The following is a 13917-nucleotide window of genomic DNA, read 5'->3' as shown; positions in this document are numbered from 1 at the left end:
GCTCGCTCCTACAGGCTCTTCCAAGTGACTCGCCGTAAGGGCGAAACCCTAGGTGGCCGTTACCGCAGGAATGGATAGGTGCACAGTCAACAAAATCCAGGTCAGCTGCCAGGACGCCTTCGCCAACAAGTCTGCACGCCGCACCGCTGGCTAGCTCCTACAATGCTTGTGCGCCGCCCCTTTCCCTGGATCTGGAGGTACACCATGAGCGACAACACCGAACTCACCACCTTTACCGGCTGGGCCGCCACCGCGGCGGGCGCGCCGCTGGAGCGCTACAGCTATGATCCCGGCCCGCTGGGGCAAGAAGAGGTGGAAGTCGCCGTGGAGTACTGCGGCGTTTGCCACTCCGACCAGTCATTGATCGATAACGATTGGGGCATCAGCCACTACCCTTTCATCCCCGGCCACGAAGTGGTGGGCCGAATCGTGCGCGCGGGTGCACAGGTGCACGGTCTCGAAGTGGGACAACGGGTGGGTATTGGCTGGTACAAGGGCAGTTGCATGCATTGCTCCTCATGCATCGAAGGCTCACATAATCTGTGCCGCACCGCACAGCCGACCATCATCGGCAGCAACGGCGGCTTTGCCGATCGACTGCGTTCCCACTGGGCCTGGGCCCTGGCAATACCCGATGGTCTCGATCCGGCGATGGCCGGACCGCTGTTCTGCGCAGGCTCCACAGTGTTCAACCCGCTGCTGGAGTTCGCCATCAAGCCCACCGACCGGGTCGGTGTGGTGGGCATCGGTGGCCTCGGTCATCTGGCGCTGCGCTTCCTCAACGCCTGGGGCTGTGAAGTGACTGCCTTCACGTCATCAAAGGGTAAGGAGGACGAAGCCAGACGCCTGGGCGCGCACAAGGTCGTCGCCTCCACCGACAGCGACGCCTTGAAAGCCATTGCCGGCAGCCTGGATTTTCTCCTGGTCACCGCCAATGCCGACCTCGACTGGCCGGCCATGCTGGCGACCCTGCGCGGTAAAGGACGCCTGCATTTCGTCGGTATCGTGCCCAACGCCATCCCGGTGCATGTATTTGACCTGATTCCCCAACAAAAGAACCTGTCCGCCTCACCGGTCGGCTCGCCGAGCAACACCGCGACCATGCTCGAGTTCTGCGCCCGTCATCAGATCCTGCCGCAGGTCGAGATGTTTCCCATGAGCCAGGTCAATGCGGCCATCGATCACATGCGCAGTGGCAAGGCGCGTTACCGCGTCGTGCTCGATGCCAGCAAATGACACAAGGCGCATCGGGTTATCCCGATGCGCCTTGCGCTACAGCGTTGTACCCGTGCGGGCAGTGGTCGATGACGTCAGGGCGCGGTGGCCGTCTTGAGTTTGGTCCAGGTACGCATGCGCGCCCGCATGTCCGCCTGGGGGATATCCTTGCCGGGAATCAGCCGCGCATACGTGGCTTCGTCGATGTAGATGTCAGGGTTGTGTTGCTGATGGCGGCCATGTTCTTGGGCGCATGACGAAGTTGATGAATGTATAGGCATGCTCCGGATGCCTGGGCGGTGGAGGCCGGCATGGATGTCGGCCAGCAGGATCAGGGGATGAACTTCTCCGATCCCGGTCTGTTGCTGGATGCGGCTTGCGCGGGGCTCGGCATTGCGCTGGTCAGCCAATTGCTAAGCCGGCAAGCCTATGCCAATGGCTTGCTGCAGCCGCTGGTGGAACCGACCATCCGCGGACCTAATTGGGCCCTGCTGACCCATCGTGATAGCGAGAACAGTGCGCGAAGCTTCAGCGATTGGTTGCTGCGCCAGCTGCAAGCCCAAAACCCGGAAACGGGTAGTGGGAACAATGGCCCGTAACCCTTACAATCGCCGCACTTCGTCTACCCTCAACAAGCATCTGGCGGCTATCCATGCGTGTCAGGCGCTTGCACATATTTGCGCTAATGAACCGGAGAACTTCCATGCTCAAACGCACCCTGGCCTTGGCTGTCGGCTTGACCCTGTCGCTTTCCACCCTGCTGGCGCAGGCGGCCGACACCCTGAAGGTCAGCGCCATTCCGGATGAAGCCCCCACCGAACTGCTACGCAAGTTCCAGCCCCTGGGCAGTTACCTGGAACAGCAATTAGGCATGAAGGTCGAGTTCGTGCCGGTCAGTGACTACCCGGCCGTGGTCGAGGCGCTGGCCACTGACCGGATCGACATGGCCTGGCTGGGTGGTTTCACCTTTGTCCAGGCGCGGCTGAAGACTGGCAATGCCATTCCCTTGGTGCAGCGCGAACAGGATGCCCAGTTCACCAGCAAGTTCATCACCGCCGACCCGAACGTCAAGTCCCTCTCCGACCTCAAGGGCAAGACCTTCGCCTTCGGTTCGGTGTCCTCGACGTCTGGCAGCTTGATGCCGCGCTATTTCATGCTGCAGGACGGCATCAAGCCGGAAACATTCTTCAGTCGCGTGGGCTACTCCGGTGCCCATGACGCCACCGTTGCCTGGGTCCAGGCGGGCAAAGTCGACGCCGGTGTGCTGAACGCCAGCGTCTGGGAAAAGCTGGTCAAGGCCGGCAAGGTCGACACCAATAAGGTCAAGGTCTTTGCCACCACCCCGGCCTACTACGACTACAACTGGACCGTGCGCGGCACCCTCGACCCGGCGCTGGCGGCAAAGATCAAGGCCGCCTTCCTCGCCCTCGATCCTGCGAACCCTGAGCAAAAAGCGATCCTGGACTTGCAGGCTGCCAGCCGTTTCATCGAGACCAAGCCTGAGAACTACAAGGGCATCGAGGAAGCCGCACGCGCCGCCGACCTGCTCAAATGACCTTGCACCTGACCCGGGTCAGCCTCACCCACGCCAACGGCGTACAGGCGCTGCACAGCCTGGACTTGCACATCGAAGCCGGTGAACACGTTGCCATCATCGGCCCGTCCGGCGCTGGCAAGTCGAGCCTGCTCAACGTCCTTGCCACCGGCCTGCGCCCTGGCAACGGCGAATTGCAGGTGCTGGGTGAACAGCCCTGGCATCTGTCGGCGCGCCAGCGCCAACGCCTGCGCGCGCGTATCGGCCTGGTGCATCAAGCACCGCCGCTGCCACCGCGCCAGCGGGTGATCACTGCAGTGCTGGCGGGAAAAATCGGCCAATGGGGATTGGGCAAGAGCCTGTTGAACCTGGTGCATCCGCTGGATGTCCCGGGGGCTCGCGCGGCATTGGCCAGGCTGGACCTGCACGACAAGCTCTTCACCCAGTGCCAGCAATTGTCCGGCGGTCAACTGCAACGCGTGGGCATTGCCCGGGTGCTGTACCAGGCCCCCGAGGTATTGCTGGCCGATGAACCGGTGTCGGCCATGGACCCGGTGCTGGCCGGCCATACGCTCAAGGTCCTCTGCGAGCATGCGCGCGAGCACGCCGTGACCCTGGTCGCCAGCCTGCACGCGGTGGACCTGGCGCTGGCGCACTTCTCGCGGATCATCGGCTTGCGTGACGGGCAGATCCTCTTCGACCTGCCGGCCAGCGCCGTCGACCGCGAGCAGCTCGATGCACTCTACGCCAACGAACAGTTGCAGCCCTCACCGCCCCCGGTCCTCCCCTTGAGTGTGCAGATTCCCCGATGCTGAGCCGTGACACCCGTGACCCCGCCGCCCGACCACGCCTGCTCCTAAGCCTGTTGGCGATTGCCCTGTTGTGGCCGGGCATGCGCTTGAGCGAACTGGACCTGAGTGTGTTGCTGGCCAGTGACAACCGGGGCGAGATGGGTCGCTTTGTCGCGACCTTCTGGCCGCCCGCCCATGGCGCAGAATTCCTCGAGCTGTTGTGGCAAGCCACTTTGCAGACCCTGACCATCGCCACGGCCGGCATGGCCCTGGCGCTGCTCCTGGCGATCCCCGCCAGCCTGCTGGCCAGCCGCGCGCTGTCGTTGTCGGCTGCGTCCCGCGCCGGTCGCCCGAGCCAGTGGGGGCAACTGCTGCGCTGGCCGGTGCGCGGCGTGCTGATTTTCCTGCGCAGCGTGCCGGAAATCGTCTGGGCGCTGCTGTTCGTGCGCGCCGTTGGCCTGGGCCCGACGGCCGGGGTCCTGGCCATTGCGATTACCTACAGTGGCATGCTGGGCAAGGTCTACGCGGAAATCTTCGAGTCGGTCGACCAACGCCCCGCCCACGCGTTGCTGCAAGCCGGCAGTGGTCGGCTGGCGGCATTCAGCTACGGGATCCTGCCCAATGTCGCGGCGGAATTGTTGTCGTACACGGTGTACCGGTGGGAATGCGCTATTCGCGCTTCGGTGGTGATGGGCTTCGTCGGGGCCGGTGGCCTGGGCCAGCAAATCGACCTGTCGATGCGCATGTTCGCCGGCGGTGAGGTGGCCAGCCTGTTGCTGACCTTCCTCGTCCTGGTGCTGTTCGCCGATCAGTTGAGCAGGCTGCTGCGCTGGAGGCTGGCATGAAGCGCCTGCTCAACCTGCTGCTGGTGCTGTGCATCGGCACCGCGGTGCTCACTTCGTTCCGCTACCTGGGCATCGACCTCGGTGAACTGGGCGCCAGTGGCAACCTGAAACAGATGGCCGCCTATGTGCAGCGCTTTCTCAGCCCGGACCTGAGCACGGGGCATTTGCAGGCCATTGCCCGCGGCGCGCTGGAAACCCTTGCGATGTCAGCCCTGGGCACGCTGTTGGCAACAGTGTTCGGCTTGCTGCTGGCGTTGCCCGCGGCGGGTCGATTCGGCTGGCCGTTGCAGGGACTGTCGCGCCTGATACTCAATGCCTTGCGCGCAATTCCGGAGCTGGTGTGGGCGGTGCTGATGGTCCTGGCCGCCGGGCTCGGCCCCAATGCCGGCACCCTGGCCTTGGCGCTGCACACGACCGGTGTGCTGGGCCGGCTATTTGCCGAAGCACTGGAAAATACCCCGCCAGAACCTGCCGATGCGATCCGCCTGCAGGGGGGCAACGCCATAGGGGCGTTCTGCTACGGCACCCTGCCCAATCTGTTCCCGCAGTTGCTGGCCTATATCCTGTACCGCTGGGAAAACAACATCCGCATGGCCAGCGTGCTCGGTTTCGTCGGTGCCGGTGGCTTGGGACAAATGCTCTACCTCAACCTCAGCCTGTTCCAGGAGGCCCAGGCCAGTACGGTCATACTCGCGATGCTGGTATTGGTGTTTGCCGTCGACACCCTGAGCAGCTGGAGTCGCCAGCGCTGGGTGAAAGCCTGAGCTTTTGTATCAATGTGTATTGATCGCCAGCGAACGTACACAGCGATACACATCCGTCGGTTCAGGACACATTTCCATGACATGAAGATGAAACAGTGGGTGGGTCGCACTTCAGCCAGGACTGAAGCCCCCAACCTCAGCAGGAGTCTTGCATGATCAATCAAATCGAAACTGTCCTTTACACCGGCAGGACCGTGACCACTGGCGGCCGTCAAGGCGAATCGCGAAGCGACGACGGCCGCCTGGACATCAAGCTATCCCCGCCCGGTTCTTCCGGTAGCGGCACCAATCCGGAACAGCTGTTGGGTGCGGGCTGGTCGGCTTGCTTCATTGGCGCCATGGGCAAGGCAGCCACTGCGTTGAAGGTGAGCTTGCCGGCTGACGTGAGCGTTGCTACTGAAGTGGACCTGGGCAATACCGGCAATGCCTATTTCCTTCAGGCGCGCCTGAATGTCAGCCTGCCGGGCCTGGACCCTGTGTTGGCCAGGACGCTGGTGGACGCGGCGCATCAGACTTGCCCGTACTCCAAGGCAACCCGTGGCAATATCGATGTCACGATCAACCTGGTATGACAGACAAACAAATGCCCCGGAGTTCGGGGCATTTGATCTTGGCTAGCTGTATATATCCAGCTGCACAAGTCGGCTTCAAGAGCCAAGTAGGTGGCCAGCGCTGGTCTCTGGCTTACGAGGTTTATCAGGACTCCCACAGCAACAGCAATAAGCGCTGTCCTGCTTCACACGGCATAAGGGCTGGATCTCAGCGCGGAGATCTTTCTAACCGTGTACCCTTCGGAGCGCGCCCCACGCGTCCTCGCTATCCGCTTGCGCATCAGTCTGCGTTCTCACCTACAACCTCAGATTAGCAAAACAACCGGCGTGTGGGCCGGTATTTTTAGATCGATTTTTTCCTGTAGGCGCCGGCTTGATGGCGAACGTGAATTTACCCACGCCTTCACTGACAGCCCAGCGCCTGCGCATCACCATTGATTTTTCAACACGCTGCGGGTTTGCCGATTATGCTGCAATAACGCAGCACTCGATCATCACGGTTGCGCGTATGCCCTCCTGTTCAATGGTTTTTGAGTTGGCATGCGAAATGCCCTGTCAAATTGCCCTGGCACTGTGTGCCCAGGTCCCATTAGCCGAATCGAGCCGATCCACCGATGGATATCCTGAATTTGCTGGCAAACAAAACCCAGCCCCTGACCAGTACCTTTGCCGCCGACGGACAACTGCTCAGCCTGTCCTCCAGCCTGAGCGATCAATTGGGCTATGCACCTGAAGAACTGCTCAATCAGCCGATCGAACGTGTACTGAGTCTCGAATCGTTGCGCACGGTACAGGCGCTGCTTGCCAACCCGCCCGCGGACGAGCTGGTCCACAGCCTGGAACTGACGCTAATACGGCGCAACGGCGGCCTGCTGCCTGTGATTGCCAGCGGATTGCTGCAATGGCGTGACGTGCAACCAGCCTGCCTGCACCTGTTGATGATTGCGCTGGGCACGCTGGGGCACCGGTTGCGGGAGATGCATAACGCCAATGAGGTGATGAACCAGATGCTGCAAAGCGCCAAGGTCGCCTATTGGTGCATCGAATTCGCCGAGGCGGTGGACATCAACCATGCCCCGGATGAGATTGTGCGCCAGGTGTTCGAAAACGACTCTCATTGGCGCCTGTGCAACCGGGCCATGGCCGAGGTGTACGAGATGCCGTCGGATGTCGACTTCAACCAGCAACCGGTGCGCCTGTACTGGCCGCGCAGCCCGGCCAACGAAGAATTCGTGCGACGCCTGATCGAGGCCGGGTTCCATGTCGACGGAGCACTGTCGGTGGATCGCCGCCACGACGGTTCGCCTGCCTACGTGGAGAATGACGTCCGGGCCACCATCGTCAATGGCCAGCTGTTGCGCATGTGGGGCAGTATTCGTGACGTCAGCCAGGAGTTGCGCATGCAGCACGATGCCGAGCAGCGCATCGACGCCTTGCGCCGGGTCTTCGATGCCGTGCCTGACGCAGTGCTGGTCATCGATGAACACCTGCAACCGCAATGGCGCAACGCAGCCTTCGAGGACACCTTCGGCATCACCCATGGCGCCGGTATCGCCCGCTTGCTGCTGGACAATGCCTTGCCCGAACGCACCTGGCACAGCCTGCCCCTGCCGGATTTGAGCGGGCGCAGCCTGAACTTCAATGTGCATTGCTCGCGCATCCTGATTCGCGAAGGCGTGGCCTGGCGCGTGGCGGTGTTTCGCGCATGCCAGGGCGTTCGCACCCCCCAAGAGTTGCACCCATGAAAGACTCCAACCTGCCACCCACGCTGCAGATGGGCATGCGTTCTTCGGTCAATGTCAGCAGCGAAGTGCTGGGCGCGCTGCTGGAAACGCCGGCCTTGCATGCCTTGCTCGACAGCTTCAGCGAAGCGCTGATCGTCACTGACGGCGAGGGCCGATTGCGCTTTATCAACCTGGCCGCCGAACGCGTCAACCGCCTGTCCAAGCAGCAGGCCGTGGGGCTGTCCGAAAGTGATTTTTTCCAGCGCTCGGCGTTGAACTACGACGATTTGCTGGCAGCGTTGAACCGCGGTGGCAACAGTGCGTTGACCCGCTCTCGGGAAGGCCGGGTGCTGCTCAGCAGTACCCACGCGATCCCCACGGGGGCCTACGAAAAACCGTTCAGGATGCTCACCCAGAAAGACTTCGACGCCAGCCAGCCGCAGCGCCGGGCTTCGCTCAATACCCGGCCACCGGAGCCTCAAGGCCTGCGTGATCCCCAGGACAACGCCCTGCACCTGTCACCGCAGCTGTCGAGCATCGCCGACACTGGCGTTCGGGCTTTTCGCCGGCGCGCGCGTCTGTTGCTGCTGGGTGAACCCGGCGTCGGCAAGACCGCCATCGCCCGGCACATTCATCGTGCGGCTGGCTGGGGGGATCGTCCGTTCATCCACGTCAATTGCGGGAGCATCCCGGAGAGCCTGTTCGAGTCCGAGATGTTCGGCTACGAGCGCGGCGCCTTCACCGGCGCCCTGGCGGGCGGCAAGCAAGGCTATATCGAAGCAGCGTCCGGCGGCACCTTGTTCCTCGACGAGATCGGTGAGATCCCGCTGCACGTACAGGCCAAGCTGCTGAAATTTCTCGAAGACAGCACCATCCAGTCGGTCGGCTCGCCCCTGAGCAAATCCGTGCAGGTACAGGTGATTGCCGCCACCAACAAGGACTTGCGTCATCTGGTGGACATGGGTGAGTTTCGCGCCGATCTTTATTATCGTCTCGCCGTGCTGCCGGTAGAGATTCCGCCGTTGCGCCAGCACCGCGATGACTTGCCGTTTCTCATCGACATCCTGCTGAGCCGAATCAATGGCGATCGCGTACCGTCCCTGAGCCTGTCCGCCGGGTGTCGCAAGCGTCTGCTGAGCTACGACTTCCCGGGCAACATTCGCGAGTTGGTGAACATCTTCGAACGCCTGGCGGTGCTGGCTGACGATGAGGCGCAGGAGCATCACCTGCCGGCTGAACTCCTCCAACCGGTGCGTTCACGGGAACAGTCAGCCCCCTCAGTCGTGCAGGATGAAGCCTCGGACGACCCTCAGCAAAACCTCAAGCTTCAGGTTCAGCATTTTGAACGGCAGGTGATTTTGCGCGCGGTGCATTTGTGTGGGAGCAAGCGTAAGGCTGCGCAGCATTTGGGGATTGATATAGGGACGCTGATTCGTAAGCTGCAGCGCGACTGACTGTAGGTTGTGGTCGGCGTACATATCCATTCCTGCGGTAACGGCCACTTATGGTTTCGCTCTTACAGCGAGTCCCTTTTTCAAACGCCAAAAAGGAACCAAAAGGCTTTGCCCCACCACTCGGTGCCTCGCTAGGGGCAAGAGCCCTTGGTTACTTGGGGCTCTTCCAAGTGACTCACTGTAAGAGCGAAACCATAAGTGGCCGTTACCGCAGGGATGGATATGTACACCTGAAAAAACCGCTGCAAAAACGCCTACAACCATAGTTATTTCTGCTTACACTTTTCCTCTCGAAAAACTCTTAACCTTTTAAAATCAACACCTTAAAGACTTGGCACGCCCTGTGCTCCTGCTATGCAACCCACCATCGTTGGGCTTTGCATCTGTGCCGACGTTTCACCCGTCGAGCCGATAGCCAGGAGGAATAACAAGAAATGTTGATCACCGGGATCAAAAGTCGACCGGTCTACGACCGGTTGCAACCTCTGCCAGGAGGTCTGCGGCACATCGTTGCCGGGCAAGGCAGTGGCGGGCGCGCCATGTTGCGTTTGCTCGACGAGTTGGCCGGGCTGAAGCGGCCCGTGACCTTGCTGTACTCCCAGGAGTCGTTTTCCGGGCAGGACTTCCTTGCCCAATTACAGCAGCGTCCAGGTCACGATCTACGTGTGTATGCCAGCAACCAGGCCTTGATCGACGCCCTTGATGACCTGCTCGGCAACGCGCGGATGGGCACCCGCCTCTACCTCGCCGGCTCTGAAAGCTTCCTCGGCAGCGCCATGCAGGTGGCCACCCGTTACGACCTCAATCGCGACGAAGTGCTTCGCGAACACTCCGGCACGCTGGTGCGTCGGGTCTGGTGCGTGCACTGCGACACCTACACCGAGAACGTCACCCAACGCGTCTACGAATGTCCCGGATGCAGCCTCACGCTGGTGGTGCGCGACCACTACTCCCGACGCCTGGCGGCTTTCCAGGCGGTCAAGGCCGATGCCGAAGTACCGGGCGAACTGCCCCCAGCCGAGGAGCTCGATACATGAGCCAGAACAATGGGACTTTGAACCTGCGCGTCGCTCGCATTGAAGAGGTGACGCCGGAAATCAGGCGCTTCACCCTGGTTTCGCCGACCGGCGAGCACCTGCCGGCGTTCTCCGGTGGCAGCCACGTGGTGGTACTCATCGCCAACCCGAACAATACGCTGCGCAACCCCTACTCGCTGCTGAGTTCGCCCTATGACACCAGCAGCTACCAGATCGCCGTGCGCCGGGTAGAAAGCGGCCGCGGTGGTTCGATCGCGCTGCACGACAATGTCCGTGAAGGCGACCTGATCGAGGTCACGCCACCGGTCAATCTGTTTCCGCTGATCAAGCAGGCGCGCCTGCACCTGTTCATTGCCGGCGGTGTCGGCATCACCCCGGTAATCTCCCAACTCGAAGAGTTGCGCCTGAGCAAGGTGCCCTTCGAACTGCATTACGCGGTTCGCGGCGATGAACACGCACAGCTGGGCAAAGAGTTGCAGGACACCTACGGCAAGCAGGTCCACCTGTATCGCAAAGGCATCGAAGCGCGCATGGACATCGGGCAGATTCTCGCCAGTCGCCCGCTCGGCAGTCACGTTTACGCCTGCGGTCCGGACAGCATGATCGACGCCACCCTGGCCTGTGCCCGCGAGCTGGGCTGGACCGACAGTCACGTGCACTTCGAGCGCTTCCTCGAGCAAAGCAGCGGCGGCGAAGCCTTCAGCTTCACCCTGGGTCGCAGTGGCGCAACCATCGAGGTCTCGCCGGACCAGACCATGCTCGAAGCGGTCGAGGCCGCGGGCTACAGCATGCCTTACCTGTGTCGTGGCGGCGCCTGTGGCCATTGCGAAACCGAGGTCCTGGAGCTCGACGGCGAACTGCTGCACAGCGATGACTGGCTGTCGGACGACGACAAAGCCGCCCGCAAGAAAATCATGCCCTGCGTATCCCGCGCCAAATGCAATCGCCTGGTCATCGACCTCTGATCGACGGAAGACATAACAATGACTATCGAATTCAACCGCGACGAAACCTACCGCGACGACTACACCTTCGCCAACAGCCCGGAAACCATCGCCCGCGCGCCCTTCCCGTTCCCCGATGACGACTACATGTACTCGATGAACCTCGAGCCCCATGTCTCGGTCGGCGACGGCGCCTTCCGCGCAGCGTTCGATATCGACGAGCACTACATCAGCGAATGCCGGGACCGCGCCATCACCCTGGAGAAGGACCCGGGCATGCACTACGTCTCGGCGCCGCACATGATGGAGGCGCAGTGGGACTTGCTGGAACTGATCATGGAGTCCTACGCCCGCGACTACCCACAGTACTTCACCCTGTCCCGTGAAGGCCGCCAATGGCACTGGACCAACCGCCTGCTGGACATCGACGATCACTTCACCTTCGGCGACCCGGCGACCCTGCCGTATGAGCCGATGGAATACGTGACCCGCCAGGCCCAGGGCGACTGGGTACTGCAGGAAGAACGCGACGGTACGCTGTATTGGGGCGCCGGTATCGCCACCCAGCGCGCCGACTATTCGCTGCGCTTCAACCTGGGCATGAGCTGGGAGGAATTCCACGGCCCGGTGCCGCTGGTGAAGGAAATCGGCATGCTCGACCGCGCCCTGAAATTCCTCCTGCGCCTGCGCACCGGCCACCCGGTGCGCCGCCTTAACTGGTCGCTGACGGTCAACCCGCGCCTTGAAGTATCGGCCGAAAGCCTGCCCGAATGGGCGCCAGACCGAACCATCGTGACGGCCGAAAACGCCGGCAAGCTGGTGTACCTGCGCATCGAGTTGCAACCGCTGCACCGCTTGCCGCGCAGTAACGCGATTGTCTTTCCGATCCGCACCTACCTGCTCAGCCTCGAAGACATCGCCACCAACCCGGCGTGGGCGCGACGCATGCATCGGGTGCTGCGTGATTTGAATCAGCAATTGGTCGATTACAAGGGGTTCAGCCGGTATCGCGATGCTGCCGTGGAGTGGCTGTCGCAGTACGACGATGGGCGTGAGAGCGAGACAAAAAAACAAGCCTGAACCTTCAGTCCCTGTGGGAGCGAGCCTGCTCGCGAAGGGGCCATCACCTTCAACATTGATGTTGGCTGATAAGCCGCTTTCGCGAGCAGGCTCGCTCCCACATAGGGTCGGCGACAACCTGATAACAACAAGCTCCACAGGAGCAACGGCGGGGTCAACCCGCCAGCACTAATCCACTGCCATTGATAATGAGGAAATAACATGAGTGGCTCATCCAACACGCGTGCAAGCAGCGCCGATCAGGACGCGGAACAACTGCGCGCCCTCGGCTACAGCTCGGATTTCAATCGCAGCATGAGCCTGTGGGAGAACTTTTCCCTGGGCTTTACCTACCTGTCACCCGTCGTCGGGGTCTACACCCTGTTCGGCTTGTGCCTGGCCGCCGGCGGCCCGCCGATGTTCTGGTCTTACTTGCTGATCGGTGCAGGGCAAATGCTGGTCTGCCTGATTTTTGGCGAGGTGGTATCGCAGTTCCCGATTTCCGGCGGTGTCTACCCTTGGGCCCGTCGCCTGGTGGGCAAGCGCTGGGCGTGGATGGTTGGCTGGGTCTATGCCTGGGCGTTATGCGCAACCATCGCCGGGGTTGCGGTGGGTGCCGGTCCGTACCTGGCGATCATGCTCGGCTTCAATCCCGGCCCGGATGCCAACATCATTATCGCCCTGGCAATCATCCTGCTGTCCACCGCGCTGAACCTGGTGGGCACCAAATTGCTGGCGCGGGTAGCGATGTTCGGCTTTCTCTGCGAACTGGTCGGCGCGATCCTGGTCGGCGGCTACCTGCTGATCTTCGAGCGTCATCAACCGATCAGCGTGCTGTTCGACACCTTCAATCTTGAGGTAAACGGCTCGTACCTGCCGGCCTTCCTTGCGGCCTCCCTGGCTGGCCTGTTCCAGTACTACGGCTTCGAAGCCTGCGGCGATGTCGCGGAAGAAACCCCGAACCCGGGCAAGCGCATTCCCAAGGCCATGCGCATGACCATCTACATCGGCGGTGCAGCAGCGATGTTCGCGTGCCTGGCGTTGATCCTGTCGGTGCCGGACATGGCCAAAGTGCTGGCCGGTGAAGACACCGACCCGGTCGCCACGATCCTGGCCAATGCCTTCGGCCCGATCGGTTCGCGCCTGGTGATGGCAGTGGTGATGGTGTCGTTCATCTCCTGCGTGCTGAGCTTGCAAGCCGCCGCCAGCCGCCTGTTGTTCGCCTATGCCCGGGACGAGATGATCGTCGGCAGTTCGCTGTTCAAGCGCCTGTCGGCCAACCATGTGCCGTCGTTCGCGCTGCTGGTCAGCGGCCTGGTGCCGGCAGCGATCGTCTGCCTGGGGATGTTCATGGCCGATGCGGTGGCCACGATCGTCGGTTTCGCTGCGATCGGCATTTACGTCGCCTTCCAGTTGATCGTGGTTGCCGCGTTGATCGCCCGCGCCAAGGGCTGGCGCCCGAACGGCCAGTTCACCCTCGGGGCCTGGGGCCTCTGGGTGAACCTCGGCGCACTGGTCTATGGCGTGTGCGCCATCGTCAACATGGTCTGGCCGCGCTCGCCGGATGCAGCCTGGTACATCAACTATTCGATGATCCTGACCACGCTGGTGGTGATGGGTGCGGGCCTGGTCTACATGCTGCTGGGCAAGCCCTACGACAAGGGCACGGCGCCGGCGGGGGATGCGTGGAAGTTTTCCAAGCCGCTGGCCAAGGGTGGTGAGCTTTCCGGTGCTGCGGTAAACAAACCAGCGATCTGACAACCCAATACCCACTGTGGAAACCGAATCAATGTGGGAGCGGGCTTGCTCGCGAAAGCGGTGCATCAGCCAGCATCAATATTGAATGTGATGGCCTCTTCGCGAGCAAGCCCGCTCCCACAGTTTGAATCGGTTTCTTCAGGGGAAATAACAACAGTTCTGACGAGGACGATGTCATGCAAACCCAACTCTTGATCAACGGCCAACTGCTCACCGGCGAAGGCCCCGCCCAACCGGTGTT

At 61.8% G+C, this 13917-nt stretch carries 12 protein-coding genes and 2 pseudogenes; 13 read left to right on the top strand and 1 reads right to left on the bottom strand.

The features are described from left to right. Positions 1–204 precede the first annotated feature (204 nt). On the top strand, positions 205–1236 hold the full coding sequence (ahr, locus tag AC1Q8Q_RS31625) for an NADPH-dependent aldehyde reductase Ahr (protein ID WP_492615948.1): 1032 nt from the start codon (positions 205–207) through the stop codon (positions 1234–1236). A gap of 74 nt (positions 1237–1310) precedes the next feature. Here the strand turns inward: ahr and AC1Q8Q_RS31620 are convergent. Then, a pseudogene (locus AC1Q8Q_RS31620) lies at positions 1311–1521 on the bottom strand (extracellular solute-binding protein); the annotation flags it as partial. On the opposite strand from AC1Q8Q_RS31620, the pseudogene AC1Q8Q_RS31615 reads away from it, so the two are divergent. From AC1Q8Q_RS31615 to AC1Q8Q_RS31560, 12 genes and pseudogenes are all read left to right on the top strand, one after another. Further along, positions 1509–1814, top strand: a pseudogene (locus AC1Q8Q_RS31615) (LysR substrate-binding domain-containing protein); the annotation flags it as partial. The pseudogenes AC1Q8Q_RS31620 and AC1Q8Q_RS31615 overlap by 13 nt on opposite strands. Positions 1815–1918: 104 nt before the next feature. After that, positions 1919–2770, top strand: a complete 852-nt coding sequence (locus tag AC1Q8Q_RS31610; RefSeq protein WP_492615947.1) for a putative selenate ABC transporter substrate-binding protein — start codon at positions 1919–1921, stop codon at positions 2768–2770. Further along, positions 2767–3564, top strand: coding sequence for a phosphonate ABC transporter ATP-binding protein (locus tag AC1Q8Q_RS31605; protein WP_020800825.1), 798 nt, complete (start codon positions 2767–2769; stop codon positions 3562–3564). The genes AC1Q8Q_RS31610 and AC1Q8Q_RS31605 overlap by 4 nt, the downstream gene beginning before the upstream one ends. Next, positions 3558–4385: a PhnE/PtxC family ABC transporter permease gene (locus AC1Q8Q_RS31600; RefSeq protein WP_492615946.1), complete on the top strand. Its 828-nt coding sequence runs from the start codon at positions 3558–3560 to the stop codon at positions 4383–4385. The genes AC1Q8Q_RS31605 and AC1Q8Q_RS31600 overlap by 7 nt, the downstream gene beginning before the upstream one ends. Beyond that, positions 4382–5149 (top strand): phosphonate ABC transporter, permease protein PhnE, encoded by a 768-nt coding sequence (phnE, locus tag AC1Q8Q_RS31595; RefSeq protein WP_020800827.1) that lies wholly within the window; start codon positions 4382–4384, stop codon positions 5147–5149. Before AC1Q8Q_RS31600 ends, phnE begins: the two co-directional genes overlap by 4 nt. A 152-nt stretch (positions 5150–5301) precedes the next feature. Next, a complete protein-coding gene (locus AC1Q8Q_RS31590) occupies positions 5302–5721 on the top strand; it encodes an organic hydroperoxide resistance protein (protein WP_083349281.1) in 420 nt (139 codons plus the stop codon). Between the two features lie 593 nt (positions 5722–6314). Further along, positions 6315–7445 carry a PAS domain-containing protein gene (locus tag AC1Q8Q_RS31585; protein ID WP_020800830.1) on the top strand — a complete coding sequence of 377 codons (1131 nt, stop codon included), beginning with the start codon at positions 6315–6317 and terminating at the stop codon, positions 7443–7445. Further along, positions 7442–8878, top strand: coding sequence for a sigma-54 interaction domain-containing protein (locus tag AC1Q8Q_RS31580; RefSeq protein ID WP_033043092.1), 1437 nt, complete (start codon positions 7442–7444; stop codon positions 8876–8878). Before AC1Q8Q_RS31585 ends, AC1Q8Q_RS31580 begins: the two co-directional genes overlap by 4 nt. A 434-nt stretch (positions 8879–9312) precedes the next feature. Then, positions 9313–9915 (top strand): dimethylamine monooxygenase subunit DmmA family protein, encoded by a 603-nt coding sequence (locus AC1Q8Q_RS31575; RefSeq protein WP_083349282.1) that lies wholly within the window; start codon positions 9313–9315, stop codon positions 9913–9915. Further along, positions 9912–10880 (top strand): PDR/VanB family oxidoreductase, encoded by a 969-nt coding sequence (locus tag AC1Q8Q_RS31570; RefSeq protein ID WP_083349283.1) that lies wholly within the window; start codon positions 9912–9914, stop codon positions 10878–10880. The genes AC1Q8Q_RS31575 and AC1Q8Q_RS31570 overlap by 4 nt, the downstream gene beginning before the upstream one ends. 18 nt (positions 10881–10898) lie before the next feature. Further along, positions 10899–11939 carry a heme-dependent oxidative N-demethylase family protein gene (locus AC1Q8Q_RS31565; protein ID WP_033040978.1) on the top strand — a complete coding sequence of 347 codons (1041 nt, stop codon included), beginning with the start codon at positions 10899–10901 and terminating at the stop codon, positions 11937–11939. A 201-nt stretch (positions 11940–12140) separates the two neighbouring features. Further along, the gene (locus tag AC1Q8Q_RS31560) at positions 12141–13676 is read left to right on the top strand and encodes an APC family permease (RefSeq protein WP_083349284.1); all 1536 of its coding nucleotides are present in this window, start codon (positions 12141–12143) and stop codon (positions 13674–13676) included. Positions 13677–13917 lie beyond the last annotated feature (241 nt).

The sequence above is a fragment of the Pseudomonas sp. GW823-FHT06B06 genome (genome assembly GCF_058795195.1).
This window is presented reverse-complemented; position numbering and strand designations above follow the sequence as displayed.